At 60.5% G+C, this 26,114-nt stretch carries 25 protein-coding genes; 14 read left to right on the top strand and 11 right to left on the bottom strand.

Translation table 11 applies throughout. From position 1 onward, the window contains the following. Positions 1–53: 53 nt before the first annotated feature. From BM174_RS07520 to BM174_RS07510, 3 genes are all read right to left on the bottom strand, one after another. Positions 54–869: a CE1 family esterase gene (locus BM174_RS07520; protein WP_245766292.1), complete on the bottom strand. Its 816-nt coding sequence runs from the start codon at positions 867–869 to the stop codon at positions 54–56. Positions 870–1,034: 165 nt separating this feature from the next. Continuing rightward, the gene (locus BM174_RS07515; protein WP_093923229.1) at positions 1,035–1,718 is read right to left on the bottom strand and encodes a DUF1236 domain-containing protein; all 684 of its coding nucleotides are present in this window, start codon (positions 1,716–1,718) and stop codon (positions 1,035–1,037) included. Between the two features lie 265 nt (positions 1,719–1,983). Continuing rightward, the gene (locus tag BM174_RS07510; RefSeq protein WP_093923228.1) at positions 1,984–3,642 is read right to left on the bottom strand and encodes an NAD+ synthase; all 1,659 of its coding nucleotides are present in this window, start codon (positions 3,640–3,642) and stop codon (positions 1,984–1,986) included. A gap of 255 nt (positions 3,643–3,897) precedes the next feature. Here BM174_RS07510 and BM174_RS07505 point away from each other — a divergent pair, with 255 nt between their 5' ends. Beyond that, a complete protein-coding gene (locus BM174_RS07505; RefSeq protein ID WP_093923227.1) occupies positions 3,898–5,286 on the top strand; it encodes an MORN repeat-containing protein in 1,389 nt (462 codons plus the stop codon). A gap of 48 nt (positions 5,287–5,334) precedes the next feature. On the opposite strand, the gene BM174_RS07500 is transcribed toward BM174_RS07505, so the two are convergent. Next, positions 5,335–6,123, bottom strand: coding sequence for an alpha/beta fold hydrolase (locus BM174_RS07500; protein WP_093923226.1), 789 nt, complete (start codon positions 6,121–6,123; stop codon positions 5,335–5,337). Positions 6,124–6,179: 56 nt separating this feature from the next. Between BM174_RS07500 and BM174_RS07495 the strand changes: the two genes are divergently transcribed. Next, positions 6,180–6,554, top strand: a complete 375-nt coding sequence (locus BM174_RS07495) for a hypothetical protein (protein ID WP_093923225.1) — start codon at positions 6,180–6,182, stop codon at positions 6,552–6,554. A 51-nt stretch (positions 6,555–6,605) separates the two neighbouring features. Here BM174_RS07495 and BM174_RS07490 read toward each other — a convergent pair whose 3' ends face one another. Together BM174_RS07490 and glyA are read right to left on the bottom strand one after the other, a co-directional pair. Then, positions 6,606–7,001, bottom strand: a complete 396-nt coding sequence (locus BM174_RS07490; protein ID WP_093923224.1) for a (R)-mandelonitrile lyase — start codon at positions 6,999–7,001, stop codon at positions 6,606–6,608. 175 nt (positions 7,002–7,176) lie between these two features. After that, positions 7,177–8,454, bottom strand: a complete 1,278-nt coding sequence (gene glyA, locus BM174_RS07485) for a serine hydroxymethyltransferase (RefSeq protein WP_093923223.1) — start codon at positions 8,452–8,454, stop codon at positions 7,177–7,179. 167 nt (positions 8,455–8,621) lie between these two features. Between glyA and BM174_RS07480 the strand changes: the two genes are divergently transcribed. After that, positions 8,622–9,383 (top strand): NAD kinase, encoded by a 762-nt coding sequence (locus BM174_RS07480; RefSeq protein WP_093923222.1) that lies wholly within the window; start codon positions 8,622–8,624, stop codon positions 9,381–9,383. Positions 9,384–9,508: 125 nt separating this feature from the next. Then, positions 9,509–9,706 (top strand): CsbD family protein, encoded by a 198-nt coding sequence (locus tag BM174_RS07475; RefSeq protein ID WP_093923221.1) that lies wholly within the window; start codon positions 9,509–9,511, stop codon positions 9,704–9,706. Between the two features lie 65 nt (positions 9,707–9,771). Here the strand turns inward: BM174_RS07475 and BM174_RS07470 are convergent, their stop codons facing one another. Then, on the bottom strand, positions 9,772–11,664 hold the full coding sequence (locus BM174_RS07470; RefSeq protein ID WP_093923220.1) for a propionyl-CoA synthetase: 1,893 nt from the start codon (positions 11,662–11,664) through the stop codon (positions 9,772–9,774). 235 nt (positions 11,665–11,899) lie between these two features. Between BM174_RS07470 and BM174_RS07465 the strand changes: the two genes are divergently transcribed. Beyond that, complete coding sequence (locus BM174_RS07465) at positions 11,900–12,673, top strand: MipA/OmpV family protein (protein ID WP_093923219.1); 774 nt, start codon at positions 11,900–11,902, stop codon at positions 12,671–12,673. A gap of 158 nt (positions 12,674–12,831) precedes the next feature. On the opposite strand, the gene BM174_RS07460 is transcribed toward BM174_RS07465, so the two are convergent. Further along, positions 12,832–13,047, bottom strand: a complete 216-nt coding sequence (locus BM174_RS07460; protein WP_093923218.1) for a hypothetical protein — start codon at positions 13,045–13,047, stop codon at positions 12,832–12,834. Positions 13,048–13,214: 167 nt separating this feature from the next. On the opposite strand from BM174_RS07460, the gene BM174_RS07455 reads away from it, so the two are divergent. After that, entirely contained in the window at positions 13,215–13,325 is a 111-nt protein-coding gene (locus BM174_RS07455) for a malic enzyme (RefSeq protein WP_093923217.1), read from the top strand. Positions 13,326–13,388: 63 nt separating this feature from the next. Here the strand turns inward: BM174_RS07455 and BM174_RS07450 are convergent, their stop codons facing one another. Next, on the bottom strand, positions 13,389–15,662 hold the full coding sequence (locus tag BM174_RS07450) for an NADP-dependent malic enzyme (protein ID WP_093923216.1): 2,274 nt from the start codon (positions 15,660–15,662) through the stop codon (positions 13,389–13,391). A gap of 166 nt (positions 15,663–15,828) precedes the next feature. On the opposite strand from BM174_RS07450, the gene BM174_RS07445 reads away from it, so the two are divergent. The 5 genes from BM174_RS07445 to BM174_RS07425 all read left to right on the top strand — a co-directional run bounded on the left by BM174_RS07445 (position 15,829) and on the right by BM174_RS07425 (position 20,994). Then, positions 15,829–16,227, top strand: coding sequence for a cytidine deaminase (locus BM174_RS07445; protein ID WP_245766291.1), 399 nt, complete (start codon positions 15,829–15,831; stop codon positions 16,225–16,227). Between the two features lies 1 nt (position 16,228). Further along, a complete protein-coding gene (locus tag BM174_RS07440) occupies positions 16,229–17,533 on the top strand; it encodes a thymidine phosphorylase (protein ID WP_093923214.1) in 1,305 nt (434 codons plus the stop codon). Next, a complete protein-coding gene (locus BM174_RS07435; protein ID WP_093923213.1) occupies positions 17,533–18,726 on the top strand; it encodes a phosphopentomutase in 1,194 nt (397 codons plus the stop codon). Before BM174_RS07440 ends, BM174_RS07435 begins: the two co-directional genes overlap by 1 nt. A gap of 80 nt (positions 18,727–18,806) precedes the next feature. Then, positions 18,807–19,448 carry a uracil phosphoribosyltransferase gene (upp, locus tag BM174_RS07430; RefSeq protein WP_093923212.1) on the top strand — a complete coding sequence of 214 codons (642 nt, stop codon included), beginning with the start codon at positions 18,807–18,809 and terminating at the stop codon, positions 19,446–19,448. Between the two features lie 91 nt (positions 19,449–19,539). Further along, positions 19,540–20,994 carry an SPOR domain-containing protein gene (locus tag BM174_RS07425; RefSeq protein WP_093923211.1) on the top strand — a complete coding sequence of 485 codons (1,455 nt, stop codon included), beginning with the start codon at positions 19,540–19,542 and terminating at the stop codon, positions 20,992–20,994. A gap of 105 nt (positions 20,995–21,099) precedes the next feature. On the opposite strand, the gene BM174_RS07420 is transcribed toward BM174_RS07425, so the two are convergent. Then, entirely contained in the window at positions 21,100–22,113 is a 1,014-nt protein-coding gene (locus BM174_RS07420; protein WP_093923270.1) for a hypothetical protein, read from the bottom strand. A gap of 85 nt (positions 22,114–22,198) precedes the next feature. On the opposite strand from BM174_RS07420, the gene BM174_RS07415 reads away from it, so the two are divergent. Then, positions 22,199–22,663 (top strand): GNAT family N-acetyltransferase, encoded by a 465-nt coding sequence (locus BM174_RS07415; protein ID WP_093923210.1) that lies wholly within the window; start codon positions 22,199–22,201, stop codon positions 22,661–22,663. On the opposite strand, the gene BM174_RS07410 is transcribed toward BM174_RS07415, so the two are convergent. Further along, positions 22,660–24,288 (bottom strand): AMP-binding protein, encoded by a 1,629-nt coding sequence (locus tag BM174_RS07410; RefSeq protein ID WP_093923209.1) that lies wholly within the window; start codon positions 24,286–24,288, stop codon positions 22,660–22,662. The genes BM174_RS07415 and BM174_RS07410 overlap by 4 nt on opposite strands. 90 nt (positions 24,289–24,378) lie before the next feature. Between BM174_RS07410 and BM174_RS07405 the strand changes: the two genes are divergently transcribed. Both BM174_RS07405 and BM174_RS07400 read left to right on the top strand, forming a co-directional pair. Further along, a complete protein-coding gene (locus BM174_RS07405; RefSeq protein ID WP_093923208.1) occupies positions 24,379–25,311 on the top strand; it encodes a DMT family transporter in 933 nt (310 codons plus the stop codon). Beyond that, positions 25,308–25,952, top strand: coding sequence for a sulfotransferase family 2 domain-containing protein (locus BM174_RS07400; RefSeq protein WP_093923207.1), 645 nt, complete (start codon positions 25,308–25,310; stop codon positions 25,950–25,952). The genes BM174_RS07405 and BM174_RS07400 overlap by 4 nt, the downstream gene beginning before the upstream one ends. Positions 25,953–26,114: the final 162 nt, after the last annotated feature.

Raw genomic sequence — 26,114 nt, 5'->3', positions numbered from 1 at the left:
TTAGTGTCGGGAAACCTGTCGCACTGTGCAATGGGAATTTGCGATGCGTGGGGCTAAATGTGCCCCGCTGTGCGCAGTGCCTCAAGTCCCAGACGCAGGTGTTCGGTGCGAAACGAATGGCCGCCTTTGAATAGACAAAACTCAAGAATATTGCCTTGGGCGTTCGCGCGGCTGTCACAGGTCAGATCGCCGCGCTGTTTTCGTGTGGCGGGGCCGAAATCTCCGAACCTACCATAAAAGGCCAGCGCCTCGGCCACGTCGCCTTGTTTGGTCGCGCCAATCTCGCGGCCCGTGAGCGGCACGGTGGTGTCTCGGTCGCCGTGGAAATGGAAGATGCTTGAGACGGGAAGGGCGCAGGTTTGCGGTGGCCGAAGCCAGAAGGTGCCGGAGAACGGTATGAACCCTGCGAACCTTTCGGGGTGGCTGCAGGCGAGGTTCCAGACCATCATTGCGCCCGCAGAAAACCCGCTTGCGACGATCCGCTTCGGGTCCAGCGCGAAGCGCTTCGTTGCATCCAAGATCACCGCATCAAAATAGGCAAACTCCGCCGCGCCGGTGCTGTCGGCCGTGCGCGGTCCGTTTGGCAGGTCCCATGTGCCGTCCACACCCTGCACCGCGATCAGTGCGAGGCCCGCGTCTGATATCATCTTGCGCAGCGATCCGTTGCCCATAACACCTGCTGCGGTGCCACGGTAGCCGTGCGCCCAAATCACGGCACCGACAGGGGCGGCGCCGCTTTCGGGGAGGGCAATGCGGTAGATCCGGTCGCCGACGCTGCAATCGGTTTCGGCTCCACAAGCGGCTGCAGGCAGGGGCCAGATTGAGAACAGCAAAAGAAAAATGGCTGGCAGATAACGAAACCGGATCAAATGCGCGCTCCTTTAGTTGCGGGCAATATGAGCGGGATGCGAAGCCGCTACCAGTCACAATTGCGGGACTTGGCGGGTGCATTACGAACCTGTTTCACAAAGAAAAACAGCCGGTCAAGGACCGGCTGCTTCCCCTGTGCTGGAAAACCAGCAGATTCGCTAAAGTTAGCGGATGACGCGCACGATGGCGTTGTTCTCGGTTTCAACAAGAACGGTCTGGCCGTTGATGTTGAGGTAACGCAGCTCGGGCTGAGCTGGAACGTCGTAATAGGTGACCGTTTCCGGCACGACGGCGCCGACGACAACTTCGCCGTCAAGATAAACGGTGTCGACCGGGTTGGATTGAACATATGTGACAGTTTCGGTTGTTGGCTCAACCGATGCGCCACCAGCGGCACCACCCAAGATACCACCGGCAATAATGCCGCCGATCGGGCCGCCAACGGCGTATGCAGCCAAGGCACCGATTGTGGCACCAGCAGCAACACCAGTCGTCTGGTCAGCAGTGGTTTCTGCGGTGTTCTCATAGGTTACTGTTTCGATTTTGACGGCTTCGGGGCGGGCGGTCAGCGCGACGGCCTGCTCTTCTACACCAACGGCCAGATAGTCGGAGGACGACCAGCCGGATGCGCCTTCAAAGGAGACTTTGCACCACGAGCTTTCGGCCAGACAACCGTCTACCATGGCAGCTTTGCTCCCTGGGATAACGCCAACAACTTCGTAGTGTGGGCCAGGGCCGCTACGGATGTTCAGATCAGTGACTGCGATGGCTTCGCTGGATTGCGCCAGTGCCGGAACCGCTGCGGACAGGGCGATGGCGGAGATCATTCCAAGTTTTACAATACGCATGTTTTTTCCTTTCAACCTGCAGCGGCCGGCCCCTGTTATAGAGGCGCAGACGTAGCGCGCTGCTGTTATGAAGCACCAACAGCGAGGGCTGAGAAATGTTCCCCCTAGGGCGTTAATTTAGCAAAATTATGCAAGGTTTACAGAGGTTTGAGCGGAGACCTGCCGATTTTTGACATTATGGTAAATTGGCACAAAAGCATTTCGTCTCTCACGGAACTAAACGCAGGCGCGCGGCATTGGTCCGCCTTGCCGATCCGCACTAAACCTAAGAGGGATCGCGCCAGCGGTTTACAATCGGATAGCGCCGATCAAGCCAGAAAGCCCCTTTAGTCAACCGCGGCCCCGGTGCGGATTGGAAGCGTTTATACTCTGAGATATAAATCAGATGCTCGACCTTCTTGGCGACGTCCCTGTCAAAGCCTGCCGCAACGCAGTCAGCGATTGATCCGTCGTCATCCACGAGAATTGTCAGGATTGCATCCAGCACTGGGTAATCGGGCAGGCTGTCGCTGTCTTTTTGATCATCGCGCAATTCGGCGCTGGGGGGTTTGGTGATGATGTTCCCGGGGATAACTGCGCCTTCGGGTCCCATCATCCAGTCGCGGTGGTGTTCATTGCGCCAGCGACAGCTGTCAAACACGCGGGTTTTGTACATGTCCTTAATCGGGTTATAGCCGCCCGCCATATCGCCGTAGATCGTGGCATAGCCGACCGCGACCTCGGACTTGTTGCCCGTGGTCAACAGCATTTCGCCAAACTTGTTGGACAGCGCCATCAACAGCAGCCCACGCAAGCGCGACTGGATGTTTTCCTCGGTGAGGTCAGGCGTGGTGCCTTTGAACAAAGGCGCAAGCGTTTCGGCGATCGCCTGCCGCCCGGCGCTGATCGGGACATAATCGTATTGGCAGCCCAAGGTGCGAGCCAGCGTTTCGGCATCATCCAGCGAGGATTGTGAGGTGTATTCAGATGGCAGCATCACGCAGCGCACATTGTCCGGGCCCAAGGCATCGGTGGCGATGGTGGCGACGATGGCGGAATCAATGCCCCCCGACAGGCCGAGCAGAACTTTCTTAAAGCCGGTCTTCTTCATGTAGTCGCGCAGGCCCTGCACCATCACGCGGTAGTCTTGTTCCAGATCATCGGGCTGCGGCGCAATATCGCCCTGCAGCACGCGCCAGCCTTCGGGGCCCCGCTCAAGATCGACATGGGCGATGGTGCTGTCGAAGGCAGGCAACCGCATCGCCAGTTTGCCGCCGGGGTTGAGGGCAAAGGAGGCGCCGTCAAAAACCTGATCGTCCTGACCGCCGGTCATATTGAGGTAGATCAGTGGCAGGCCCGTCTCGATTACCCGCGCGACCATCATGTTAAGCCGGGTTTCCATCTTGTCGCGATAATATGGCGATCCGTTGGGCACCAACAGAAACTCGGCTCCGGTCTCGGCCAGTGTCTCTGCGACATCGGGGTGCCACGCATCCTCGCAAATCGGCGAGCCGATGCGGGTGTTGCCGACCGAATAAGGGCCTCCCAAGGGGCCGCTGTCAAAAATCCGCACCTCGTCAAAAACGGTTTCGTTTGGGAGGTTGTGTTTGAGCGTGCGGCTGGCGATCTTGCCATTCTTGAGGATCAGGTACGCGTTGAACAATTCCGCGCCTTCGGCCCAGGGTGCCCCGATCGCCAAGGCAGGGCCGTCAGCGCAGTCTGCCGCCAGCGCCTCAAGATGGGTCATCACATCAAGCTGGAAGGCGCGCTTCATCACCAGATCCTGCGCGTTATAGCCCGAGATGAACATTTCGGGCAGGGCGACCAGATCGGCGCCTGCCGCCTTGCCCTGCTGCCATGCGTCGCGGGCGAGGGCGGCGTTGCCTGCAAGGTCGCCGACGGTCGGATTCAACTGACCCAAAGTGATACGGAAACGGTCTGTCATGGCGCGGGCCTTTGGCTGGTTCGGCACGGGTTTAGCAGAACGCGCGGGCAGGGAAACCCTCTACCCGTACGGCAGGGATCGGCAAACCTGCACTGTGCAACGCTCGGGCATGTGTTCTGCGGGTGTGACACCGCCGAGGCCCGTAAAAGAAGATTGCCCCTTCAGCCCCCATTGCTTAGGCTTACGGGCAATTGCCACGGGGCTGCGGCCCTTGTCCAGCGGCAAGCCCGTCCACGTAGTCACGCAGGTTCGTCCATGTCATTTCGCTCTCTCGCCCTCTGTCTTGCCCTGATGCCGATCAGCGCTCTGGCGCAGGAAACGCAGGTGTCATCCAAGCAATACGATGATGGTGGCGTTTATGAAGGCACCTTCCGCGGCGGGTTGCAGCATGGCACGGGCTCTTACAAATTGCCCAACGGCTATGAGTACTCCGGCCAGTGGGAAGACGGCGAGATCAAGGGCGAGGGCGTTGCGCGCTTTCCCAACGGGTCGGTCTATGAGGGGAATTTCGCCAAGGGCAAGCCTGACGGATTTGGCAAGATCACCTTTGCAGATGGCGGCACCTATGAGGGCGACTGGCTTTCGGGGGCGATCATGGGCAGCGGCGTGGCGCTTTATGCCAACGGCGTGCGCTATGAGGGCCAGTTTCGCAATGCCAAACACCACGGCAAAGGTGTCATGCAGAGCCCCGGTGGGTATGAGTACAAGGGCGACTGGATCGACGGTGTCAAGCAGGGCATCGGCACGATCACCTATCCCGATGGCGCGGTCTACGAGGGTGATATCGCTGACGGCAAGCGTAACGGCACCGGCACGCTGACCATGCCCGACGGGCTGATTTACGTAGGGCTGTGGAAAGACGGGCAGATTGATGGCACCGGCAAGCTGACCCAACCCAATGGCGATGTCTATGAGGGCGATCTGATTGGTGGTCGCCGTGAGGGCAAGGGCAAGGTCACCTATGAAAACGGTGACATCTATGAGGGCGACTTCAAGGATGATCGCCGCGATGGCCAAGGCACCTTTACCGGCGCGGATGGCTATATCTATGCCGGCTCATGGGTCGCGGGCCAGATCGAAGGGCAGGGGCAGGTCACCTATCCCGACGGCTCGGTCTATGTCGGCACGTTCCGTGACGATCTGGCCGATGGCACCGGCAAGATCACCTATCCTGATGGCTCGACCTATGAAGGGGCGTGGGCGTCGGGGGTGATCGATGGCAAGGGCGTTGCGACCTATACCAACGGCATCGTCTATGACGGCGAATTCAAGAATGCGCGTAACGACGGCCAAGGTGTGATGACCTATGCTGACGGCTATCGCTATGAAGGTGGCTGGAAAGACGGCCAACGCCACGGGCAGGGCAAGGCGACCTATCCCGATGGCACCATCTATGAGGGCTTGTTTGAGGCTGGCCAGCGCCACGGTCAGGGCAAGATAACCATGGCCAGCGGTTTCATCTACGAAGGCGAATGGACCCGTGGCGAGATCGAAGGTCAGGGCAAAGCGACCTATGATAATGGCGATGTCTATGAGGGTACCTTCAAAGCGGGCAAGCGACAGGGGACGGGAACCATGCGCTATGCCACTGGCGAAGAGGCTGCCGGCGATTGGGATAACGGCGCGTTAAAAGAAGGCGGCTAAGGGTTGCGCGACTGCGGTTGCAAATCCGTTAGCACCGAGACCCTAACTTTAGCCGTCGGTGCTTTTGGCTTCGGCATCCAGAAAAACCCGTAGTGCAGCCTCAAATTCGCGCGGCTTTTCCGCATGGAGCCAATGCCCCGCCCCCGGTAGTTTGGCAAACCGAGCGGCAGGGAAATAGGGTTTGATCGTGTCGCGGTACGCGGGCTGGACGTAGTCCGAAGCGCCACCTGATAAAAACAGCGTAGAGCCATCAAAGCTGCCGCTCACATCGGAGGGCCAGCCGATGATTTGATCCATCCCTGCCTCCAGCACATCAAGATTAAGCCGCCAGCGTTGATTGGGCACATCCAATGATTGGGTGAAAAAGCTCTGCAAGACAGGTTCGACCCCGGCCTCGGCCAGTTGCGCCTCGGCGTCCGAGCGGCGCGTGAGGTTTTCCAGATCAACGCTGCGCATGGCGTCAATGAACTGGGTCTGGGTATGGGAGTAGGCGACAGGTGCGATATCGGCAACGACAAGCCGCCGAACCACATCCGGATGGGTCAGCGCCAGCACCATCGCAGCTTTGCCGCCCATCGAATGGCCACAGACGTCCATCGGCGCCCCGAGGTGGTCGATAACTTCCCTTAGATCGGCAGCCATATCGGGATAGCTGTGGCTGTCGTGACGCGGGCTGGTTCCGTGGTTGCGCATGTCGACGGTGACGACTTGGCGGCTGTCTGAAAGCCGTTTTGCGATCACGCCCCAATTGCGCCCCGAGCCAAAGAGGCCGTGGGCGATGAGCAAGGCAGGGCGGTCGGGAGAGGCGGCGGCGCCAAATTCTGAATAGCTGAGCATAAATCCGAACCTAGGCCCATTGCAGGCGGGGTGCCAGAGCGATTAGGGTCCGCGTCATGATTGAGTACAGTGATATTGCGGCCAAAAGCCAGACCCTGCGCCAGCAGTTTGAAGCCAAGCTGGGGGTAAAATCCAAGACGCTACAACAGGCGTTCCGGCGGGCTGGACGGTTGCTGCCACGGCGTGTGCGCCAGCAAGGTAGCGTGTTGGTCGATGCCGAGCGTTACGGGCAAAGTCCGAAGATTGCCCGCCAGATGGATGATCAAAAGCTGCAGTCAGCCTACGCTGAGGTCATTGGCCATTTGCGCAGCATTGACGCCAAAGACAGGCGCAAGGGGCAGGTATTATCACTGGCGGGGGTGATCGCCTTTAACCTGCTGTGTATTATCGTGGCGTTTCTGTTCTGGCTCTGGTGGCGCGGCTTTATCTAAGCGCAGCGGGCGCGGGGCGCGGAGCGTGGCTGTAACTTCCCCGCGATATGATCAGCCTTGGTAATCTGCGTCGCTGACCTTTTCCATCCAGTCGACAGCTTTGCCATCAAGCTCTTCTTGCAGGGCGATATGGGTCATCGCGCAGTCTGGCGCGGCGCCATGCCAGTGCTTTTCCTCCGGAGCGAACCAGACCACATCGCCGGGACGTAACTGCTGGATCGGCTCGCCTTGCTTTTGCGCGCGTCCGGCCCCTGCGGTCACGATCAGGGTCTGGCCAAGCGGATGGGTATGCCATGCGGTGCGGGCACCCGCCTCGAAGGTGACGCTGACCCCGCGCAGACGTGCGGGCGCGGGCGAGCTTACCAAGGGGTCCATGCGCACTGTGCCGGTGAAATACTCGGCGTTGCCGACTTCTGACGGGCGCGATCCGGCGGGGAAGATTTTCATGGGTTCGGTCCTTTTCGTGGAGGGGAACGGACGGGATTCGATAGCGGGCTTAGATAGCAGGCGTCCTATTGTCTGGCGTCCGAGGCTAGGGGCGGTGCCCCAGACTCCCGCAGGATAGTTGCAGTCAAATCGAGCTAAGGGTCACCGCCTTGGGCAGGCGGTAACCTATGGTAGTTTAGAGGTCGGGATAGAGGGGGAAGCGTTTGCACAGGGCTTCGACTTCGGCTTTGACCTTTTGTTCGACCTCGGCGTTGCCATCGGCGCCATTTGCGGCAATTCCGTCGACTACTTCGATGATCCAGTCGGCGATCTGGCGGAATTCAGCTTCGCCGAAGCCGCGCGTGGTGCCAGCGGGCGAGCCGAGCCGGATGCCGGAAGTGACGGTCGGCTTCTCAGGGTCGAAGGGCACGCCGTTTTTGTTGCAGGTGATATGGGCGCGGCCCAGAGCCTTGTCGACAATATTGCCGGTAACGCCTTTGGGGCGCAGATCGACCAGCACCACATGGGTATCGGTGCCATGTGTGACCGTATCCAAGCCGCCTTTGATCAGCTGGTCGGACAGGGCCTGCGCATTGGCAATGACCTGTTTGATGTAGGTCTTGAACTCGGGGCGCAGCGCTTCGCCAAAGGCCACGGCCTTGGCGGCAATGACATGCATCAGGGGGCCGCCCTGAATGCCCGGGAAAATCGCGGAGTTGAATTTTTTCGCCAAAGCCTCGTCGTTGGTGAGGATCATGCCGCCGCGCGGGCCGCGCAGGGTTTTATGGGTGGTTGTGGTGGCAACATGGGCGTGCGGGAAAGGCGAGGGGTGTTCGCCCGCCGCCACAAGGCCCGCAAAGTGCGCCATGTCGACATGCAAGTAAGCGCCGACCATATCGGCAATCTCGCGCATGCGCTTGAAATCGATCTGGCGCGGAATGGCGGAACCACCGGCGATGATCATCTTGGGCTTATGCTCTTTCGCCAGCTCTTCGACCTGATCGTAATCCAGCAGGTTGTCTTGCTTGCGCACACCGTACTGAATGGCGTTGAACCATTTGCCGGACTGGTTGGGCGCGGCACCGTGGGTGAGGTGGCCGCCTGCATCGAGGCTCATGCCCAGAATGGTGTCGCCGGGCTGCAGTAGGGCTTGGAACACGCCTTGGTTGGCTTGGCTGCCGGAGTTCGGCTGTACGTTGGCAAAGCTGCAATCAAAAAGCTCGCAGGCGCGCTCAATCGCGAGGTTTTCGGCGACGTCAACGAACTGGCAGCCACCATAGTAGCGACGGCCCGGATAGCCTTCGGCATATTTGTTGGTCATCACCGAGCCTTGGGCTTGCAGCACGGCTTTGGACACGATGTTCTCGGAAGCGATCAGTTCGATCTCGTCGCGCTGGCGGCCCAGCTCGTCGGTGATGGCACCGAAGATGGCGGGGTCGGAATTGGCAAGCGTGTCTGTGAAAAAGCCGGACATTGTGAAAGTTCCTCTCAGGCGATGTATTTGGGCGTTTCGTATCGGAAACGACGGCGGTCGGGAAGTAGGGATTCCGACAGGTCGGGCGATATGAACGGCAATGCTGGTAGCGCGAGGGATAATGTGTTTGTTTCGGAGGCAAATGCGCCTGATCGGAAACTTGAGAGATGGATATGAAAATTGCCTTTGACGCCAGCTCCGCGCCCGTCGCGCAAGCAGCTCTTGCGGCACTATCGGCGCGCTATGGCAATGTGGCCTTGCCTCAGGCCGAGGTAATCGTGGCGCTGGGCGGCGACGGCTTCATGCTGCAAACCCTGCATGAGACCCAAGAGCTTGGCGTGGCGGTGTACGGCATGAACCGGGGCACCATCGGATTTTTGATGAACGACTATGCCGAGGATGACTTGGTCGCGCGGCTGCAAAACGCCGAAGAGGCGGTAATTAATCCGCTGGTGATGCAGGCCACCCATGCTGATGGGTCGACCTCACGGGCGCTGGCGTTGAATGAAGTGGCGTTGCTGCGCGAGGGGCCGCAGGCGGCGAAGTTGCAGATCACCGTGGATGGGCGTTTGCGGATGGAGGAACTGGTCTGCGATGGTGCCTTGGTGGCCACGCCAGCAGGGTCGACCGCCTATAATTATTCCGCCCACGGCCCGATATTGCCGATTGGTGCCGATGTGCTGGCGCTGACCGCAATGGCGGCGTTCCGGCCCCGGCGTTGGCGGGGGGCACTGCTGCCCAAACGCGCCACAGTGCGGTTTGATGTGCTGGAGCCGGAAAAGCGCCCTGTGATGGCGGATGCAGACGGAAAATCGCACCGCGATGTCGTGCGGGTAGAGATCCATTCGGACCCGTCAATCATGCACCGCATCCTGTTTGATCCCGGCCACGGGCTCGAAGAGCGGTTGATCAGCGAACAGTTCACCTAGGCAATCCTTCGCCAATCGCGGGAATGCGGGCGGGAACCCAAATCTGTTTTGTACGTTGGGTTTGCGAGAGAGGGGAGTATCACCCGTCTTCCTCTCGTTAACGCAAAACAGAAGGAGTACCGACGATGAATTGGGACCGGATTGAAGGTAATTGGAAGCAGATGACCGGATCGGTAAAAGAGCAATGGGGCGATTTGACCGACGACGAAATCCAGCAAGCCGAAGGCAACCGCGAAAAACTGGCTGGCAAGATTCAAGAACGTTATGGCATCGAGAAAGACGAAGCCGAGCGCCAGATCGACGCATTTGCTGCCAAGCACTAAACGTCACTAGACTTACAGATGAAAAGCGGTCCCTTGCGGGGCCGCTTTTTTGTTTAAGGGGCCATTTATTCTTTGGCGTAGCCGATGCTTTGCAGTGCCAGTTTGATCTCATCAAGGATGGCCGGATCATCAATAGTGGCGGGCAGCTTGAACGGTGCGCTATCAGCGATTTTGACCATCGTGGCGCGCAGGATTTTGCCCGAGCGTGTCTTGGGTAGGCGGTCAACCACAAGCGCCAGTTTGAAGGCCGCAACAGGGCCGATCTGGTCGCGCATCCGTTTGACGCATTCTGCCACAATCTCGGCGTGGGGGCGGTCAACGCCTTTGGAAAGGCAAAGAAATCCGATCGGGGCCTGTCCTTTTAGCGCGTCGCTGACGCCGACAACGGCACATTCTGCAACATCGGGGTGGCCTGCCAGCACTTCCTCCATCGCGCCGGTGGACAGGCGGTGGCCCGCCACATTGATCACGTCATCGGTACGCGCCATGATATAGAGATAGCCATCCTCGTCGATCATGCCCGCGTCACCCGTCTCGTAAAATCCGGGGAAGGCGGTGAGATAGGATTTCCGAAACCGGTCTTCGGCGTTCCACAGGGTGGGTAATGTGCCGGGCGGCAGCGGCAGTTTGACTGCAATGGCACCCAGCTTGCCCGGAGGCAATTCATGGCCCGCTTCATCCAGAATGCGGATGTCATAGCCCGGCATTGCCACTGTGGGCGAGCCGATCTTGACCGGCAAAGTTTCCAATCCGGTCGGGTTGGCGACCATGGCGTAGCCGGATTCTGTCTGCCACCAGTGATCATAAACCGGCGTGCCAAGCACGTCTTGCGCCCATTCGATGGTATCGGGATCAGCGCGTTCGCCCGCAAGATAAAGCGCGCGCAGGCAGGACAGGTCGTATTTCTTCCGAAACTCGCCTTTTGGATCCTCGCGTTTGACGGCGCGGATCGCGGTGGGGGCGGTGAAAAAGCTGCGCACGTTATGCTCTTCAATCACCCGCCAGAAAGTGCCCGCGTCGGGGGTGCCGATGGGCTTGCCCTCGAACACCACGGTGGTGTTGCCGTGGATCAGCGGCGCGTAGCAGATGTAGCTGTGGCCCACGACCCAGCCGACATCAGAGGCCGCCCAGAACACATCGCCGGGGTCGACGTTATAGACATTCTTCATCGTCCAGTTCAGCGCCACCAGATGGCCCGCCGTGTGGCGCACCACGCCTTTAGGCGCACCGGTCGTGCCGGAGGTATAGAGAATATAGGCCGGATGATTGCCCTCGACCGAAACGCAATCCGCTGGGGCCACGCCGTCTTGCGCCGTGTGCCAGTCCAGATCGCGGCCTTCGACCAAGCTGCAGGTTTGCTGTGGGCGTTGCAAAATGATGCAGGTTTCAATCTTATGGGTGGCCATATCAATCGCGGCATCCAGCAGCGGCTTGTAGGGCACGACGCGGCCCGGCTCCAACCCGCAAGAGGCGGCGAGGATCGCCTTGGGGGTGCAATCGTCAATCCGCACGGCCAACTCATTGGCAGCGAACCCGCCGAAGACTACCGAATGAATTGCCCCGATCCGTGCGCAGGCCAACATCGCCTCAACCGCCTCGGGGACCATCGGCATATAGATCAATACGCGGTCGCCTTTGGTGACGCCTTGAGCAACCAGCGCGCCGGCAAGATTGGCTACACGGCTCTGCAACTCGGCAAAGGTGATCTTTGACTGGGTGCCGGTGATAGGGCTGTCATGGATAATCGCCACCTGATCGGCGCGACCCTGTTCGACATGGCGGTCCACGGCATTGTAGCACCCGTTGACCCGCGTATCGGCGTACCACTCATACATATCATTACCGCGCTCGAACAACGCTTGGGTCGGGGCCACATCCCAATCAATCGCTTGCGCCTGCTCCAGCCAATAGGCTTCGGGGTCAGCTTGCCAGCGGGCGTATGTGTCGCGGTATCCCATAGATCGTCCTCCTCGGTTCTGGGGCAAAGTGTTAGGCGGCGCGGCGGGGCAGGGCAAGGCGGATGCTTGGCCGCGCAGCGAGTGACGTGACTGCGGGAACGGGCAACCGTTGCAAGCGTGGAACGGTCGCGATTAATCCGGCGGTCAAACATTGTTTGATCTGTTGATTCGCCCGCAGAGTGTTAGGGACAGCGCAAACGTCCATCGTAACCGTTATTCCGGAGTGACTACTGCCATGCGTCTTTCCCCTACATTTACACTTGGCCTCGTTCTTGCAACCAGCGCTGCCCTTCCCGCAGCTGCGCAGGAGCGGTCGTTCAACTTTTCACTGCGTGGCGGTGTGAGCGCGGCCCCGGATTATCCCGGCTCGGACGCTTACGGTGCCGCCCCTGATCTCGGCTTTACCTTTGGCGCCCTGAAATGGGGCCCGATCAATGCGGGCAACGGCATTTATGAAATTCCTGACAACGGCTTCGCCTTCAAAGGCGCATTCCGGTATATCGGCGCACGCGAAGCGTCGGAAAATCCTGAACTGCAGGGCCTGAACGACATCGATGATACCATCGAACTTGGGTTTGGCGTCGCCTACCGCGAGGCCAACTGGCAGGCATTCGGTGAAGTCCGTAAAGGCTTTGGCGGCTCTGAGGGTATCTCGGGCACTATCGGCGCGGATGTGATCTTCCGCCCCAACAGCCGCTTGACCGTAACGGCTGGCCCGCGTTTCAATCTGGGCAATGATACTTACGCTGCAACTTATTTCGGCGTTAGCGGGGTCGAGGCTCTGGCCTCCCCGAACTTTGGCGCATTTGACGCCAAAGGCGGCTTGCTTGGTGCCGGTGTTGAGGTCGAAGCGACCTACCGCATCGGCGATGCTTGGGCGATTGAGGGCGCTGTCGAATATGAGCACCTGCTCAACGACGCAGCCGCAAGCCCGATCACGCAGTTCGGCTCCGAAGATCAGTGGACAGTGCGCCTCGGCCTGAGCCGCGCCTTTACCCTGCGATTCTAAAAGCGGGCCTAAGCACGGGGCGCAGTTCAAACTGCGCGATGCTCGAACGGGAATAAACACCAAAGGCGGGGCCGCAGTTCCCGCCTTTTTCGCGAAATACGTGTGGGATGACCGCATCAGCCAAGTTCAGCCGGATTGGCCATGTCGCTCGGCAAACCTTAGCCGTAGGAATCTAAATACGACATCAGGGCTAAATACGACATTTCGTTTGCGCTGCACTCAGGCACATTGGGATCAGGTCCGGCATAGTGCCCGACTGATTTGCAAACGAGAGTATGCAGCATGCCCGAAACACCAAAGAAGCCAGCGCCAAAATCATCGCCGTCCAAACCCGGCGATAAGACACCGAAGAAATAGTCTTCGCCCGCACCCATGGCTTAATCCGCAAAACATTTACGCCGCCCCGGGAGACCGGGACGGCGTTGTTCGTTTTCGACCTCATTGTCGAAAACAACACAGATTTTGCATGGGGCCGGTGACAGACTAAACAACAGACGCGGCATTGTGCAGGCGTCACGTTCGTGGACAAAGGGTCATGAAGATGGGTGACAAGATCGCCAACAAAAAGAAAAAAGCCAAAGCCGATGCCAAACCGGCACCGAAGGCTGCGGTCATCGCGCCAGAGATCAAAGGCGCGGCACCTCGCAAATAGGATGACGTAGTTATATTGATGCGTCCGCCGCCCCTCGCTTTGGGGGCGGCGTATTCATGTGGATTACCCGTAATGCGCCACGGGCGTGCCCGCGATGGCGCCAACGTTCAACAGCCCTCGCGCCGTGATCGACGGGGAGACGATATGCGCGCGGTTGCCCATCCCCATCAGAATCGGCCCGACCTCAAGCCCGCCGCCCTTCATTTTCAGAATGTTACGCACACCCGAGGCCGCATCGGCATGGGCGAAGACCAGCACATTTGCCGCCCCTTCCATCCGGTTTGATGGCAGTAGACGCGCGCGCAATTCAGGGTCGAGCGCGGTATCGATGTTCATCTCGCCCTCATAGCAAAAATCATGACCGCCTTCGTCCAGCAGCTTGATGGCGGCGCGGAGCCGGTTGCCGGTGCTATCGGTTTGGTTGCCAAACTGGCTTTGCGAACAGAGCGCAACTTTGGGCTCGATGCCAAAGCGGCGCACATGACGTGCAGCGCCGATAGCGATCTCGGCGATCTGTTCAGGCGTTGGGCGCAGATGCACCTGTGTATCGGTGATAAACAGCGGCCCGTCTTCCAAAATCATCATCGACAAGGCGCCCTGCGGATGCAGCCCCTCGCGGCCCAAGACCTGTTCGACATAGTTCAGATGCCAGCGGAATTCGCCAAAGGTGCCGCAGATCAGGCTATCCGCTTCGCCGCGGTGCACCATGACCGCGCCGATGGCGGTGGTATTGGTGCGCATGATGGCGCGGGCAATATCAGGGCTGACGCCGCGGCGGCACATCAGGTTGTGATAGGTCTCCCAATAGTCGCGGTAGCGCGGATCGTTCTCGGGATTCACCAGTTCGATATTGTCGCCCAGACGCAGATTGAGCCCCGCCTTGGCGATGCGCCGCTCGATGACCTCAGGCCGTCCAATCAAGATCGGGGTCTCGACGGTTTCTTCGATGATCGCCTGTGCAGCCCGCAGAACCCGTTCGTCCTCCCCTTCAGCAAAAACCAAACGGCGCGGCGAAATTCGCGCGGCCTCGAACACCGGACGCATGACCATCGCGGACCGGAACACTGATCCATCGAGCTTGCGCTTGTAGGCTTCCATATCGGCGATCGGTCGGGTCGCCACGCCTGTCTCCATCGCGGCCTTGGCCACGGCGGAGGATACGATCCCGATAAGGCGCGGATCAAAGGGTTTTGGAATCAGGTAATCGGCGCCAAAGGTCATCTCTTCGCCCTGATAGGCGGCAGCGGCCTCGGCGCTGGTGGTGGCGCGGGCAAGAGCTGCGATGCCGTCGATACAGGCGATCTTCATCTCGTCATTGATCGTCGTCGCACCTACGTCCAGCGCGCCCCTAAATATGAAGGGAAAGCACAGCACGTTATTGACCTGATTGGGAAAATCCGACCTGCCTGTGGCGATGATCGCGTCAGGCGCGACCTCGCGTGCCAAATCTGGCAAGATTTCCGGCGTCGGGTTGGCGAGGGCGAAAATGATCGGGCGTTTGGTCATCCGTGAGACCATTGCCTGCGTCAGAACACCGGGGCCTGATAGACCGAGAAATAGGTCCGCGCCATCAATCACATCGTCCAGCGTCCGCAGATCGGTGCTTTGTGCATACTCCGACTTTATCGGGTTCATATCGACCTCGCGGCCCTCGTAGACCAACCCGTTAACATCGCAAAGCCAGACGTTTTCGCGCTTCACGCCAAGCTTCAGCAGCATATTGAGGCAAGCAATTCCCGCAGCACCGCCGCCGGTGGAAACGACCTTGATCTCGTCAAAGGCCTTGCCAGCCACAAACAGCGCGTTCTTGACGGCAGCACCCACGACAATTGCGGTGCCGTGCTGGTCGTCGTGAAACACCGGAATGTTCATCCGCTCGCGGCAGATCCGCTCAACGGTGAAACAGTCAGGGGCTTTAATGTCTTCAAGGTTGATCGCGCCAAAGGACGGCTCCAACGCACAGACGATCTCGGCCAGTTTTTCAGGGTCGGCGCAGTCCACCTCGATGTCAAAACAGTCGATATTGGCAAACTTCTTGAAGAGGACAGCCTTGCCCTCCATCACTGGTTTAGAGGCCAGCGCGCCGATATTGCCCAACCCCAGCACGGCAGTGCCGTTGGTGACCACCGCGACTAGATTGCCCCGCGCGGTATAGCGGGCGGCAGTGGTAGGATCGTTCTTGATCTCGAGGCAGGCTTCGGCGACGCCGGGCGAATAGGCCCGCGCCAGATCGCGGCCATTGGCCAGCGGTTTCGTGGGCCTGATCTCCAGTTTTCCGGGCTTGGGAAACTCGTGATAATCAAGTGCGGCCTGACGCAGATTGGGCGTGTCGGACATGTAAAAGCGCTCCTTCCGGAAGATGGTTTAGCATTAAACTACTCTTGCAAGCAGGCCAACATGCCTTTTGCTGTAGTACAAAATCGGCGGGGCGCGGGCTGCGCGGCTTTTTGCATCGCAACAGGATGCGGAGTTTTCTATAAGTGGAAAGAAAGAGGGGAATACTATGACATCTGACCTGCGGGATGCGGCAATCGAAGTGCGCGAAAACGCCCATGCGCCCTATTCGAAGTTCCAAGTCGGCGCAGCACTGCGCACCGAAACGGGGGCGGTCTATGTCGGCTGCAACGTTGAAAACGTGGCCTATCCCGAAGGCACCTGTGCCGAGGCTGGTGCCATTGCCGCGATGGTTGCAGCAGGCGAGCGGGTGGTGACGGAAATCTATGTCGTCGCAGGCAGCCCGCAACCGGTGCCGCCCTGTGGTGGATGCCGCCAGAAGCTTGCGGAATTTGCGGCAGGCAATGTGCGCGTGACCATGGCAACAACCGCGGGCGCAGAGCAGGTGCTGACCGTGGCGGAACTGCTGCCCGGTGCCTTTGGTGCCGCGCATATGCAAGGCTCCTGACATGAACGCGCGGGCGATATTGGCCAAACTGCGCCACGCGCAGGGATTAGACGAGGCCGAAATGTCGTGGGTCGCACAGGCCTTGGCGACTGGTCAGTTGAGCGACGCGCAGGCGGGCGCATTTGCGATGGGCGTTTGCCTGAACGGGCTTACAGATGCAGGCCGCGTCGCACTGACGTTGGCGATGCGCGATTCTGGTCGCGTGCTGGAATGGGATCTCGACGGTCCGGTGCTTGATAAACACTCTACTGGCGGGGTCGGTGATTGCGTGTCTTTGATCCTCGCGCCTGCGCTGGCTGCTTGTGGGGCCTATGTGCCGATGATCTCGGGACGGGGGCTGGGCCACACCGGGGGCACGCTCGATAAACTCGAGGCCATCCCTGGTGTGGTGACGCAAATTGACGCGCAGAAATTCGGGGCCGTGGTCGCCGACGCAGGCTGCGCGATCGTCGGCGCCACTGCGGATATCGCGCCTGCGGATAAGCGGCTTTATGCGGTGCGCGATGTTTCGTCGACGGTGGACTCGCTCGACCTGATCACGGCCTCGATCCTGTCGAAAAAACTCGCGGCAGGGCTCGACGGTTTGGTGCTGGATGTCAAAGTCGGCAGCGGCGCGTTCATGAAGGATATGGCGCAGGCGCGGGCCTTGGCCGAGGCTTTGACCAAAACCGCGAATGCAGCGGGCTGCCGGACCACCGCAATCATCAGCGACATGAGCCAACCTCTGGTGCCGAGCCTTGGCAATGCGCTGGAAGTGGTCGAGGTTATGCGCGTGCTGACGGGGCAGGGCACCGGCCCGATTGTCGAGGTTGCTGCCGCGCTTGGGGGCGGATTGCTCGCCAATGGCGGTCTGGCCCGTGATGCGCAGGATGGGGCTGATAAGCTGCGCGAGGCGATCCGCAGCGGTGCCGCCGCAGAGCGGTTTGACCGGATGATTGCCGCGATGGGCGGCCCTGCGGATTTTAGCCAGCTTTGGCAGCGTGTGCTGCCCGAGGCCACGGTGATCCGCGCGGTGCCTGCCCCTGTTGCGGGCTATGTCGCCGCGATTGATGGGGAAGCTTTGGGCCTTGGCGTTGTGGCGCTGGGCGGCGGGCGCGTGGTGGAAAGCGACCAGATTGATCCCGCCGTGGGGCTTTCGGAGATTTTGCGGCTTGGCAGCTATGTCGAGAAGGGTCAGCCGCTGGCGATGGTTCACGCCAGCCGCCCCGAAGACGCCGACCGTGTGGCGGCACAAGTCGCTGCAGCGATGACACTCGCCGACAGCGCCCCCGACTTGCCCGATCTGATCTTGGAAAGGGTAGGCTGATGGCGCGTGCATTTCTTGTGGTGATGGACTCCGTCGGCATCGGCGGCGCGCCCGACGCAGATACGTTCTTTAACGGTGCTCTGCCGGACACCGGTGCCAATACGCTGGGCCATATCGCCGAAGCTTGCGCCGCGGGTGCGGCAGAGGAAGGCCGCAGCGGGCCATTGTCTTTGCCAAAACTTGATGCACTGGGGTTGGGGGCGGCTTTGACGCTTGCCAGTGGCATGCAGGTGCCGGGTCTTGATGCCACGCCTCGCGGGCAATGGGGTGCTGCGACCGAGGTTTCGCGCGGCAAGGACACGCCCTCGGGCCATTGGGAACTCGCAGGGTTGCCGGTGCCATGGGAGTGGCATTATTTTCCCGACAGCACGCCTGCCTTTCCCGCCGATCTGACGGCACAGGTCGCGGCAGCGGCGGGCACAAAGGGGATTTTGGGCAATTGCCATGCCTCGGGCACCGAGATCATCGCGCGATTTGGGGCGGAGCATTGCGCAACCGACATGCCGATTTGCTATACATCAGCGGATTCCGTGTTCCAGATTGCCGCGCATGAGGAACATTTCGGGTTGGAGCGCTTGTTAACGCTTTGCCGTGACATCGCCCCTATCTTGCACGCGATGAAGGCCGGGCGGGTTATTGCGCGGCCTTTTATCGGGGATGCCGAGAACGGATTTACCCGCACCGCGCACCGCCGCGATTATGCGATAACCCCGCCAAAGCCGGTGCTGACCAATTGGGTGCAGGACGCTGGCAGGCCGGTCATCGCCGTGGGCAAGATTGGCGATATCTTTTCGATGCAGGGCATCGACGAGGTCCGCAAAGGCACTGATGCGGTTCTGTTGGATCATCTGGATGATCTGGTCCGCGATGCGCCAGAGGGCAGCCTGACATTTGCGAATTTTGTCGAGTTCGACAGCCTTTACGGCCACCGCCGCGATGTGTCGGGTTATGCGCGGGCATTGGAGTGGTTTGACGGGCGGATAGGCACTGTCATCGCAGCGCTGCGTCCTGATGACATGCTGCTGCTGACCGCCGATCATGGCAACGATCCGACATGGATTGGCACCGACCATACCCGTGAACGGGTGCCGGTGTTGATTGCGGGGCAGGGCAGAGGTGAATTGGGCCAAATCGGTTTTGTCGATGTGGCCGCATTGGTCGCAGACCACCTCGGCGTTACGGTGCCGCGTTAGTTTCGGGCAATCAGACACGCCCTTGCCTTGTGCCGCAGGGCGACTTGAGGCTAAAAGCGAGCGAAATAAAGGGGAACGACATGGCCAAGGACGACGGACATTTGACAGTGGTGGACCACCCGCTGGTTCAGCATAAACTGACAATCATGCGCGACCGCGATACCTCGACCGGAGCGTTCCGCCAGTTGCTGCGCGAGATCAGCCAGCTCTTGGCCTATGAGGTCACGCGCGGCCTGCCGATGACCACCAAGCGCATCGAAACCCCGATGCAATCGATGGATGCCCCGACACTGGACGGCAAGAAGCTGGCCCTGATCTCGATCCTGCGGGCAGGCAACGGGCTACTTGATGGTGTTTTGGAGCTGATCCCCTCGGCGCGGGTCGGATTTGTCGGGCTTTACCGCGATGAAGCCACACTGCAGCCGGTGCAATATTACTTCAAAGTGCCCGAAGGCATGGACGACCGTCTGGTGATTGCCGTGGACCCGATGCTGGCGACCGGCAACTCCTCGGTTGCGGCGATTGACCTGCTGAAGCAGGCGGGCGCCACCAATATCCGCTTTTTGTGTTTGCTGGCCTCGCCCGAAGGGATTGCGCGGATGAAAGAGGCGCATCCCGATGTGCCGATCGTCACGGCCGCCGTGGACGAAGCGCTTAACGAGGTCGGATATATCATTCCGGGCCTTGGCGATGCGGGCGACAGGATGTTCGGCACGAAATAAACCCTCTTGATTGGTGGAATTTCTGCGCCATCTGCTAGACTTGAGACGCGCGGTGATGCATCGTTGTGTCTACATAGTGTGGGGGCACGACATGAAACTAACGAGACTTATTGCACTGGCCATAGTGGCAGGCTCTATCGGCGTCACCGCCGTGCAGGCACAAAACACGGACCGCCAGCCTGCTGAATTTCCGCCAAGCTCTTATAACGGCAAGCAATATGTCGATAGCCGGGGCTGCGTCTTTATCCGCGCCGGTATCGATGGCAACGTCACTTGGGTGCCGCGGGTATCGCGGGCGCGGCAGGTCGTCTGCGGGTTCCAGCCGACAGGTATCAGTCAGGTCGCCGCCGCGCCAAAAGCGCCAAAAGAAGCACCTGTGCAGATCACCATGAACGCGCCCGTCAAATCCGTTCCTGCGCCTGCACCCGTCAAGCGCGTAGTAAAGCCAGCCGCCAAGCCAGTGGTCAAACAGGCGCCAGCCCCGCGCGTGGTCGAAGCGCCGCGCCCCAAGCCGCTGCCCGCACCTGTCGTTGTGCGCCAGACCGCGCCCGTTGCGCTGCCAAAGCCGGCGCCGCGCCCGCGTGTCGTTGCCGCAGCTCCGGTCGCAACTACACGCACTGTTACAACCCAAACAGTGCGCGCCGCGTCAGCCTGTCCCGGCGCCTCGGCACTGTCGCAACAATACCTGCGCAGTTCTGGCAAAAATGTGATCCGTTGCGGCCCGCAGGACGCACCTATTGTCGGCAATCGCCGCGCGACCCAAGCGCAGGTGGCGACGCTCGCCCCCGTCGCGCGCACGGCACCTGTGGCAACAGTCGCCCCCGCGTCGCGTCGCGCAGTTGTGGCTCAGGCTCCAGCCCCGGTGACGGTTACCGCGAATACGCGGATCGTGCCGAAGCATGTGGCGCACAACCGCATCAATACGCGCAACGTCAAAGTGCCTAAAGGCTACCGCAAGGTTTGGGATGACGGTCGTTTGAACCCCTACCGCGCCGAGCAGACACTGGCCGGACGCCATGAGATGTTGCTGGTCTGGACCCAAACTGTACCGCGCCGCCTGATCGATACGCGCACAGGCAAGGACGTGACCGCATCAGTGCCGTTGATCTATCCCTACATTGACGTGATGACCCAAAGCCGCGAGCTTGGTACTGTCGAGATCGTCCAGCGCGACGGGCAGCGGCTCAAGCGCGTGTTGCGTAAGCCAGGTGCCGCACCGATCCAGCGCCAGCAGGTCACGCGCAAGCCGGTCTACTCCAGCCGTTCGGCCCCACGGGCTGTCGAACCTCAAGCGGCCGCGCCTGCGCGTGCCGTGGCGGGCAAGCAGTATGTGCAGGTCGGCACCTTTGGGAACCCTGCCAATGCCCAACGCGCTGCACAAAAGATCGCCTCGCTGGGGTTCCCGGCGCGGATCGGCAAACACATCAAGGGTGGCAAAAGCTATCTGACGGTGCAGGCGGGACCGTTCAAAGCGGATGGGTCCACCCAGAACGCGATGGCCCGTCTCAAGCGTGCCGGATATCGGGATGCCTTCGCGCGCAACTGATCTCACGGGTTTGCATAGAAAAACACAGGCCAGTCGGAGCATCTCCGGCTGGCCTTTTTCATGGGGTGTTCGCAGGGTTTCGCGCCGGATTTCGTGGCGTGCTCACTAGCCGCCGCAGATGCTTTGCAACTGCAACCAGTCGGAGTCGGACAACAGCGGTTCGGTCAGGCGGCCATTCATCGGATCACCCTCGATCAGTTCAAGCACGGTCTCGCCCGTGATATCACGGGCATAGGCATAGGGCGTGCTGCGCAGGGCAGCGGCGTCAAAGCGGGCAAGCTGGGTCGCTAAAGCAGGCGGCTTTCCGGGCACAGTCAGCAGATATTCCGCGTAGGTGTTGAGCGCGTCCGGCGCGATATCGCCAGTGGTCAGCAAGCGGAAGTTTTCACGCAGCCCCACCACCCGCAGCAGATCGCGCAGCGGGTCGGTCTCGGAGCGGCGCGCCAACTCGGTCAGCACATAGCCTGCGGCTACGTCGGGCTCTTCGTAATCCTCGATCACGCTGCGGTTCAGCACAATCAAACCGCCAGGTAGGTTGAGGCTGGGCTGGGTCATCGCGGGCACCACGACGATCCGTGCCGATTTGAGCCGTGCGGCCAGCCGCGTCAGGGCCCCAACGCCAGCTTCTTCGGCGCAAACCGCCCCAGAGCCGCGTTCGATCCGCTTCAAGAGCGCCTGCCCGATGGCCGCGCGTTTCACCCGTGGCACCACCCGCAGGGTATGGTCCTGCATCGCGCTTGGCAGCCAGAACAACGCCAGCGCCGCGACCACCACAACCGATACCAGGACACCCACCCAGCGCAACCTGCCGGGGCGCGGGCGGCTGCGGTTCACCGCACGGCGCAGGGTCTCGATCGCCTCGATCATCTGTTCTTCGCCCTCGCCCAGTTCCAGCGTTTCGCTGGGATCGCCGTCTGGGTGATAGATTGCGGGGCTTTTTCCGGTGTTGGCGCGTTCCAATGCCGCCAGCGACCAATGGGTCAGCGCCTGATCCTTCAGATCACTGATCACCAGCGTCGCTTCGCCCACCGACACGATGACTTCGCGGCGCTGCGCTTCGGGCGTGGCACGCCAAAGGCCCGTCGCTTCGAGGCGGGCATATTTGCTGAGTGCGGTCATCGGGTTATTGTCAGCGCCTGTTTTCTTTTGCAGTACATTAGCAGAGGTTACTTTCGGGGCAATGGGCCCCGCGTAGGACACCATAATGAAGATCACTACCGCTCAAGCGCAGGATATTCCACAACTTGTGCAAATCTGGCACGAAGGTTGGCATCAGGCGCATGGCGATATTGTCTCGGCAGCCCTTGTTGCGACGCGCCAGCCCGATGAATTCACTGCACGGATGACCGAAGATCTGCCCGATGTAAGGGTGGGGCGTGACGAACAGGGCATCGCCGGTTTCTACATCCTCAAGCAAGACGAGCTTTATCAGCTTTATGTTGATCCGGCTTTGAAGGGGCGCGGCGTGGCGCAGGCGCTGATGGCCTCCGTCGAGGCCGATTTGACGGGGCGCACCGCGTGGCTGGCCTGCACCGTCGGCAACCTACGCGCCGCTCGGTTTTATGAGAAATGCGGATGGCACCGCGCGGAAACGGTCAGCTACACGGCGCCCACCCGCGATGGCAGCGTTACGCTGGATGTCTGGCGCTATGAAAAGCAGATCGGCTAGACAGTCGCACTCGCCTGTTTGCGCAGTTCGAACTTCTGGATTTTGCCGGTCGAGGTTTTGGGCAGCTCCTGAAACACGATCGTTTTGGGCACTTTGAACCCCGCCAGCGTTGCGCGGCAGAAGGCGATCAGCGCAGCGGCATCGCCCGTGACACCGGGTTTTAGCTCGACAAAGGCGCAAGGCACCTCGCCCCATTTGTCGTCCGGCTTGGCCACCACGGCAGCAAGGTTCACGTCGTCATGGCCCATCAACACGCCTTCGATCTCGACAGAGGAGATATTCTCGCCGCCCGAAATGATGATGTCCTTGGCGCGGTCGGCGATCTGCACATAGCCGTCTGGATGTTGCACCGCGATATCGCCGGAGTGGAAATAGCCGCCCGCGAAAGCCTCTGCTGTGGCCTCGGGGTTTCTCAGATAGCCTTTCATCACCGAATTGCCGCGGATCATGATCTCGCCCTGCGCGGTGCCGTCCATCGGGATCTGCTGCATGGCGCTGTCCATCACCGTGATATGTTCCATCATCGGCATGGCGACCCCTTGGCGGGCCTTGATCGCGGCGCGTCCCGCGCCATCGGTGCTATCCCAATCCTTGCGCCAAATGCATTCGGTGACATGACCGTAAGTTTCGGTCAGCCCGTAAACCTGCGTGACGTTGAAGCCGAGCTTTTCGATCTTGCCCAAGGTCGCAGGGGCAGGCGGCGCGCCTGCGGTGAAAACCTCGACGGTGTGGTCAAAACTGCGGCGTTCGGCTTGGCTGGCGTTGACCAGCATGTTCAGCACAATCGGGGCGCCGCCGAAGTGGGTCACGCCCTCGTCTGCGATAGCGTTATAGATCGCCGCTGCGGTCACGTCGCGGCAGCAGACCAGTGTGCCGCCGATCAGCGGCATCATCCACGTGTGGTTCCAGCCGTTGCAATGAAACAGCGGCACGATCTGCATGAACACCGGATGCAACACCATGCGCCATGACACCACCGTGCCCATCGTCATCAGATAGGCGCCGCGGTGGTGATAGACCACGCCCTTGGGCCGCCCCGTGGTGCCGGAGGTATAGTTGAGCGCAAGGCTTTCCCATTCGTCCTGCGGCAACATCCAGTCAAAAGCAGGATCCGCGCCTGCCAGCACCGCTTGATATTGCGGGTGGCGGCCAGAGGCCGGAAAGCCCGCTGCGGCATCCGGTACCTCGATAATCTTAGGCGCTTTACCCTGCATTTGGGCGCAGGCGGCTTCGGCGAGGTCGAGAAACTGGCTGTCGACCAGCACCACCTTGGCGCCGCCGTGATCAAAGATATAGCTGACCGTCCCGACATCAAGCCGCGTGTTGATGGTGTTGAGCACGGCCCCGCAAGCGGGTGCGCCAAAATGCGCCTCGGCCTGTGCGGGCAGATTGGGGATCAGCGTGGCCACGACCTCGCCCGATGCCACACCCATTGCTGCAAGTGCACTGGCAAGCCGCGTGCAGCGGTCGTGATACTCGGCGTAGGTCACGCGGTGATCGCCATAGACTACTGCTGGATGATCGGCAAAAACATGGGCTGCCCGCGCCAGATGCGACAGGGGGCTCAGGGCAATATGATTGGCCGCACATTTGCCCAATCCGGTCTCGTCCTGCATCCAACCCATTGCCGTCTCCCGATACGATCATTTTAGGGGTTGAGTATTGCTGTCGTCCGGTGACTTTGAAAGAGCAGAATTTCGGACAACGGGGGCAGGATGAGCAGTGACGTGACACGACCGGGGCTAGCAGCGCTTTCGGTACTGGGAGGCATGGCGAGCCTTGGGCTGACTGACAATTTCGTCCCCTATATCTCCGAGCGTGGATCGCTGTGGCAGTTCCATATGGTGCGCGGGGTCATGGCGCTGGTGCTGCTGGCGCTGATCGCCATGCTGATCGGGGGGCGGTTACGCTCCAAACGCATCTGGGCTGTGCTGGGGCGCAGCCTGTTTCAGGCGGGATCAATGCTGATCTATTTCGGTTGTCTGTCGGTTATGCCAATTGGCGTGGTGGTAGCGGGGCTGTTCACCTCGCCGCTGTTCGTGGTGATGATCTCGGTGCTGGTGCAGGGCAAGACTGTCGGGCCGATCCGCTGGGCGGCTGTGGTGCTGGGATTTCTTGGCGCGGTGCTGGTTATCCGGCCCGATCCGGCAGCGCTTGATCTGGTGGCGTTTCTGCCGGTCATCGCAGGGCTCCTCTATGCCATCGGGGCGGTGGCAACGCGGTCGTGGTGTGAGGGGGAAAGCACGCTGACCCTGACCGCTGGGTTCTTTGGGATGCTGGCTGTGTTTGGTGCGCTCGGGGTGCTGCTGGTTTCGGCCGAGGCGCCGATCGGGCACGCAGGTTTTGCGCTCAGAACGTGGGGGCCGCTGGATGCGAGCATGATGTTCTGGATCATTGTACAGGCGGTTGGCTCGCTTATCGGGATCGCGCTGATCTTTCGCGGCTATCAATTGGGCGAGGCCAGTCAGGTCGCGGTGTTCGAATATTCCTTGCTGGTGTTCGCCAGCTTCTGGGCCTTCGTTCTTTGGGGCCAGATTGTCGAGCCGATGGCCTTTGCGGGTATGGCGTTGATCGCCTGTGCGGGGGCGGTGATCGCAATGCGCTCAAGCACACCGGTGCCGCTGCGCGCGCCAAAGATACCAACATGATCATCAGCCGCGGTCGGGCCTATGCCTTTGTGCACATCCCCAAAACCGGCGGTACTTCGATGGCGCTGGCGTTGGAGGCGCGGGCGATGAAGGACGACATTATGCTGGGTGACACGCCAAAAGCCGCCAAACGGCGGCGGCGGCTTAAGGACGTCCCGACCCGGGGCCGTTTATGGAAACACGCCACCCTGTCGGACATCGACGGGCTGGTCACGCGCGACGAGCTGGGGGGGATGTTCTGCTTTACCATGGTGCGCAATCCGTGGGACCGCGCGGTCAGCTATTATCACTGGCTGCGCGAACAGAGTTTTGACCACCCTGCCGTTGGGCTGGCGAAAACCAGCGAGTTTTCCGATTTCCTGACCCACCCCGACACGGTGCGCAGCCTGCAAGACTGGCCCGCCGCCCGCTACATGCGCGATTGCGCAGGCGCGGAGCATTGTGACGCCTATATCCGGCTGGAGCATTTCGCACAGGATGCCGCCCCGCTAGAGCAGCATCTGGGTTTTGCGCTCGATCTGCCGACCGCCAACCGCTCGGCACGGGACGCGGCGTACCAAGACTACTTCATCCCTGCGACCCGCGATGTGATTGCCGAGTGCTGTGCCGAAGACATCGCCAGATTCGGGTATTCTTTCTGAGCGCACCGCGCCGAAGCCCGAGGTTTGCCGCATCATTCGCATCAATCTGCTGCATTTAGCGCAAACTGTTGCTGATTGCGGCAACAATGCCCCAATCTCGCCGTTTTCTCGGCCACTCCTGAACACGCGAATCGCTGCAACTCGTAAGGGTAACTGCAACAG

Origin of the sequence: Sulfitobacter brevis, from assembly GCF_900112755.1 — a bacterium.
Classification (GTDB): domain Bacteria; phylum Pseudomonadota; class Alphaproteobacteria; order Rhodobacterales; family Rhodobacteraceae; genus Sulfitobacter; species Sulfitobacter brevis.
The sequence above is the reverse complement of the archived record's forward strand: the minus strand, read 5'-3'. Positions and strand labels throughout refer to the sequence as shown.

Bases quoted from the DNA above. Each gene is read 5' to 3' on its own strand.
- BM174_RS07515 (WP_093923229.1), bottom strand. From the start codon at position 1,718: ATGCGTATTGTAAAACTTGGAATGATCTCCGCCATCGCCCTGTCCGCA.
- BM174_RS07510 (WP_093923228.1), bottom strand. From the start codon at position 3,642: ATGACAGACCGTTTCCGTATCACTTTGGGTCAGTTGAATCCGACCGTC.
- BM174_RS07505 (WP_093923227.1), top strand. From the start codon at position 3,898: ATGTCATTTCGCTCTCTCGCCCTCTGTCTTGCCCTGATGCCGATCAGC.
- BM174_RS07500 (WP_093923226.1), bottom strand. From the start codon at position 6,123: ATGCTCAGCTATTCAGAATTTGGCGCCGCCGCCTCTCCCGACCGCCCT.
- BM174_RS07495 (WP_093923225.1), top strand. From the start codon at position 6,180: ATGATTGAGTACAGTGATATTGCGGCCAAAAGCCAGACCCTGCGCCAG.
- BM174_RS07490 (WP_093923224.1), bottom strand. From the start codon at position 7,001: ATGAAAATCTTCCCCGCCGGATCGCGCCCGTCAGAAGTCGGCAACGCC.
- glyA (WP_093923223.1), bottom strand. From the start codon at position 8,454: ATGTCCGGCTTTTTCACAGACACGCTTGCCAATTCCGACCCCGCCATC.
- BM174_RS07480 (WP_093923222.1), top strand. From the start codon at position 8,622: ATGGATATGAAAATTGCCTTTGACGCCAGCTCCGCGCCCGTCGCGCAA.
- BM174_RS07475 (WP_093923221.1), top strand. From the start codon at position 9,509: ATGAATTGGGACCGGATTGAAGGTAATTGGAAGCAGATGACCGGATCG.
- BM174_RS07470 (WP_093923220.1), bottom strand. From the start codon at position 11,664: ATGGGATACCGCGACACATACGCCCGCTGGCAAGCTGACCCCGAAGCC.
- BM174_RS07465 (WP_093923219.1), top strand. From the start codon at position 11,900: ATGCGTCTTTCCCCTACATTTACACTTGGCCTCGTTCTTGCAACCAGC.
- BM174_RS07460 (WP_093923218.1), bottom strand. From the start codon at position 13,047: ATGGGTGCGGGCGAAGACTATTTCTTCGGTGTCTTATCGCCGGGTTTG.
- BM174_RS07455 (WP_093923217.1), top strand. From the start codon at position 13,215: ATGGGTGACAAGATCGCCAACAAAAAGAAAAAAGCCAAAGCCGATGCC.
- BM174_RS07450 (WP_093923216.1), bottom strand. From the start codon at position 15,662: ATGTCCGACACGCCCAATCTGCGTCAGGCCGCACTTGATTATCACGAG.
- BM174_RS07445 (WP_245766291.1), top strand. From the start codon at position 15,829: ATGACATCTGACCTGCGGGATGCGGCAATCGAAGTGCGCGAAAACGCC.
- BM174_RS07440 (WP_093923214.1), top strand. From the start codon at position 16,229: ATGAACGCGCGGGCGATATTGGCCAAACTGCGCCACGCGCAGGGATTA.
- BM174_RS07435 (WP_093923213.1), top strand. From the start codon at position 17,533: ATGGCGCGTGCATTTCTTGTGGTGATGGACTCCGTCGGCATCGGCGGC.
- upp (WP_093923212.1), top strand. From the start codon at position 18,807: ATGGCCAAGGACGACGGACATTTGACAGTGGTGGACCACCCGCTGGTT.
- BM174_RS07425 (WP_093923211.1), top strand. From the start codon at position 19,540: ATGAAACTAACGAGACTTATTGCACTGGCCATAGTGGCAGGCTCTATC.
- BM174_RS07420 (WP_093923270.1), bottom strand. From the start codon at position 22,113: ATGACCGCACTCAGCAAATATGCCCGCCTCGAAGCGACGGGCCTTTGG.
- BM174_RS07415 (WP_093923210.1), top strand. From the start codon at position 22,199: ATGAAGATCACTACCGCTCAAGCGCAGGATATTCCACAACTTGTGCAA.
- BM174_RS07410 (WP_093923209.1), bottom strand. From the start codon at position 24,288: ATGGGTTGGATGCAGGACGAGACCGGATTGGGCAAATGTGCGGCCAAT.
- BM174_RS07405 (WP_093923208.1), top strand. From the start codon at position 24,379: ATGAGCAGTGACGTGACACGACCGGGGCTAGCAGCGCTTTCGGTACTG.
- BM174_RS07400 (WP_093923207.1), top strand. From the start codon at position 25,308: ATGATCATCAGCCGCGGTCGGGCCTATGCCTTTGTGCACATCCCCAAA.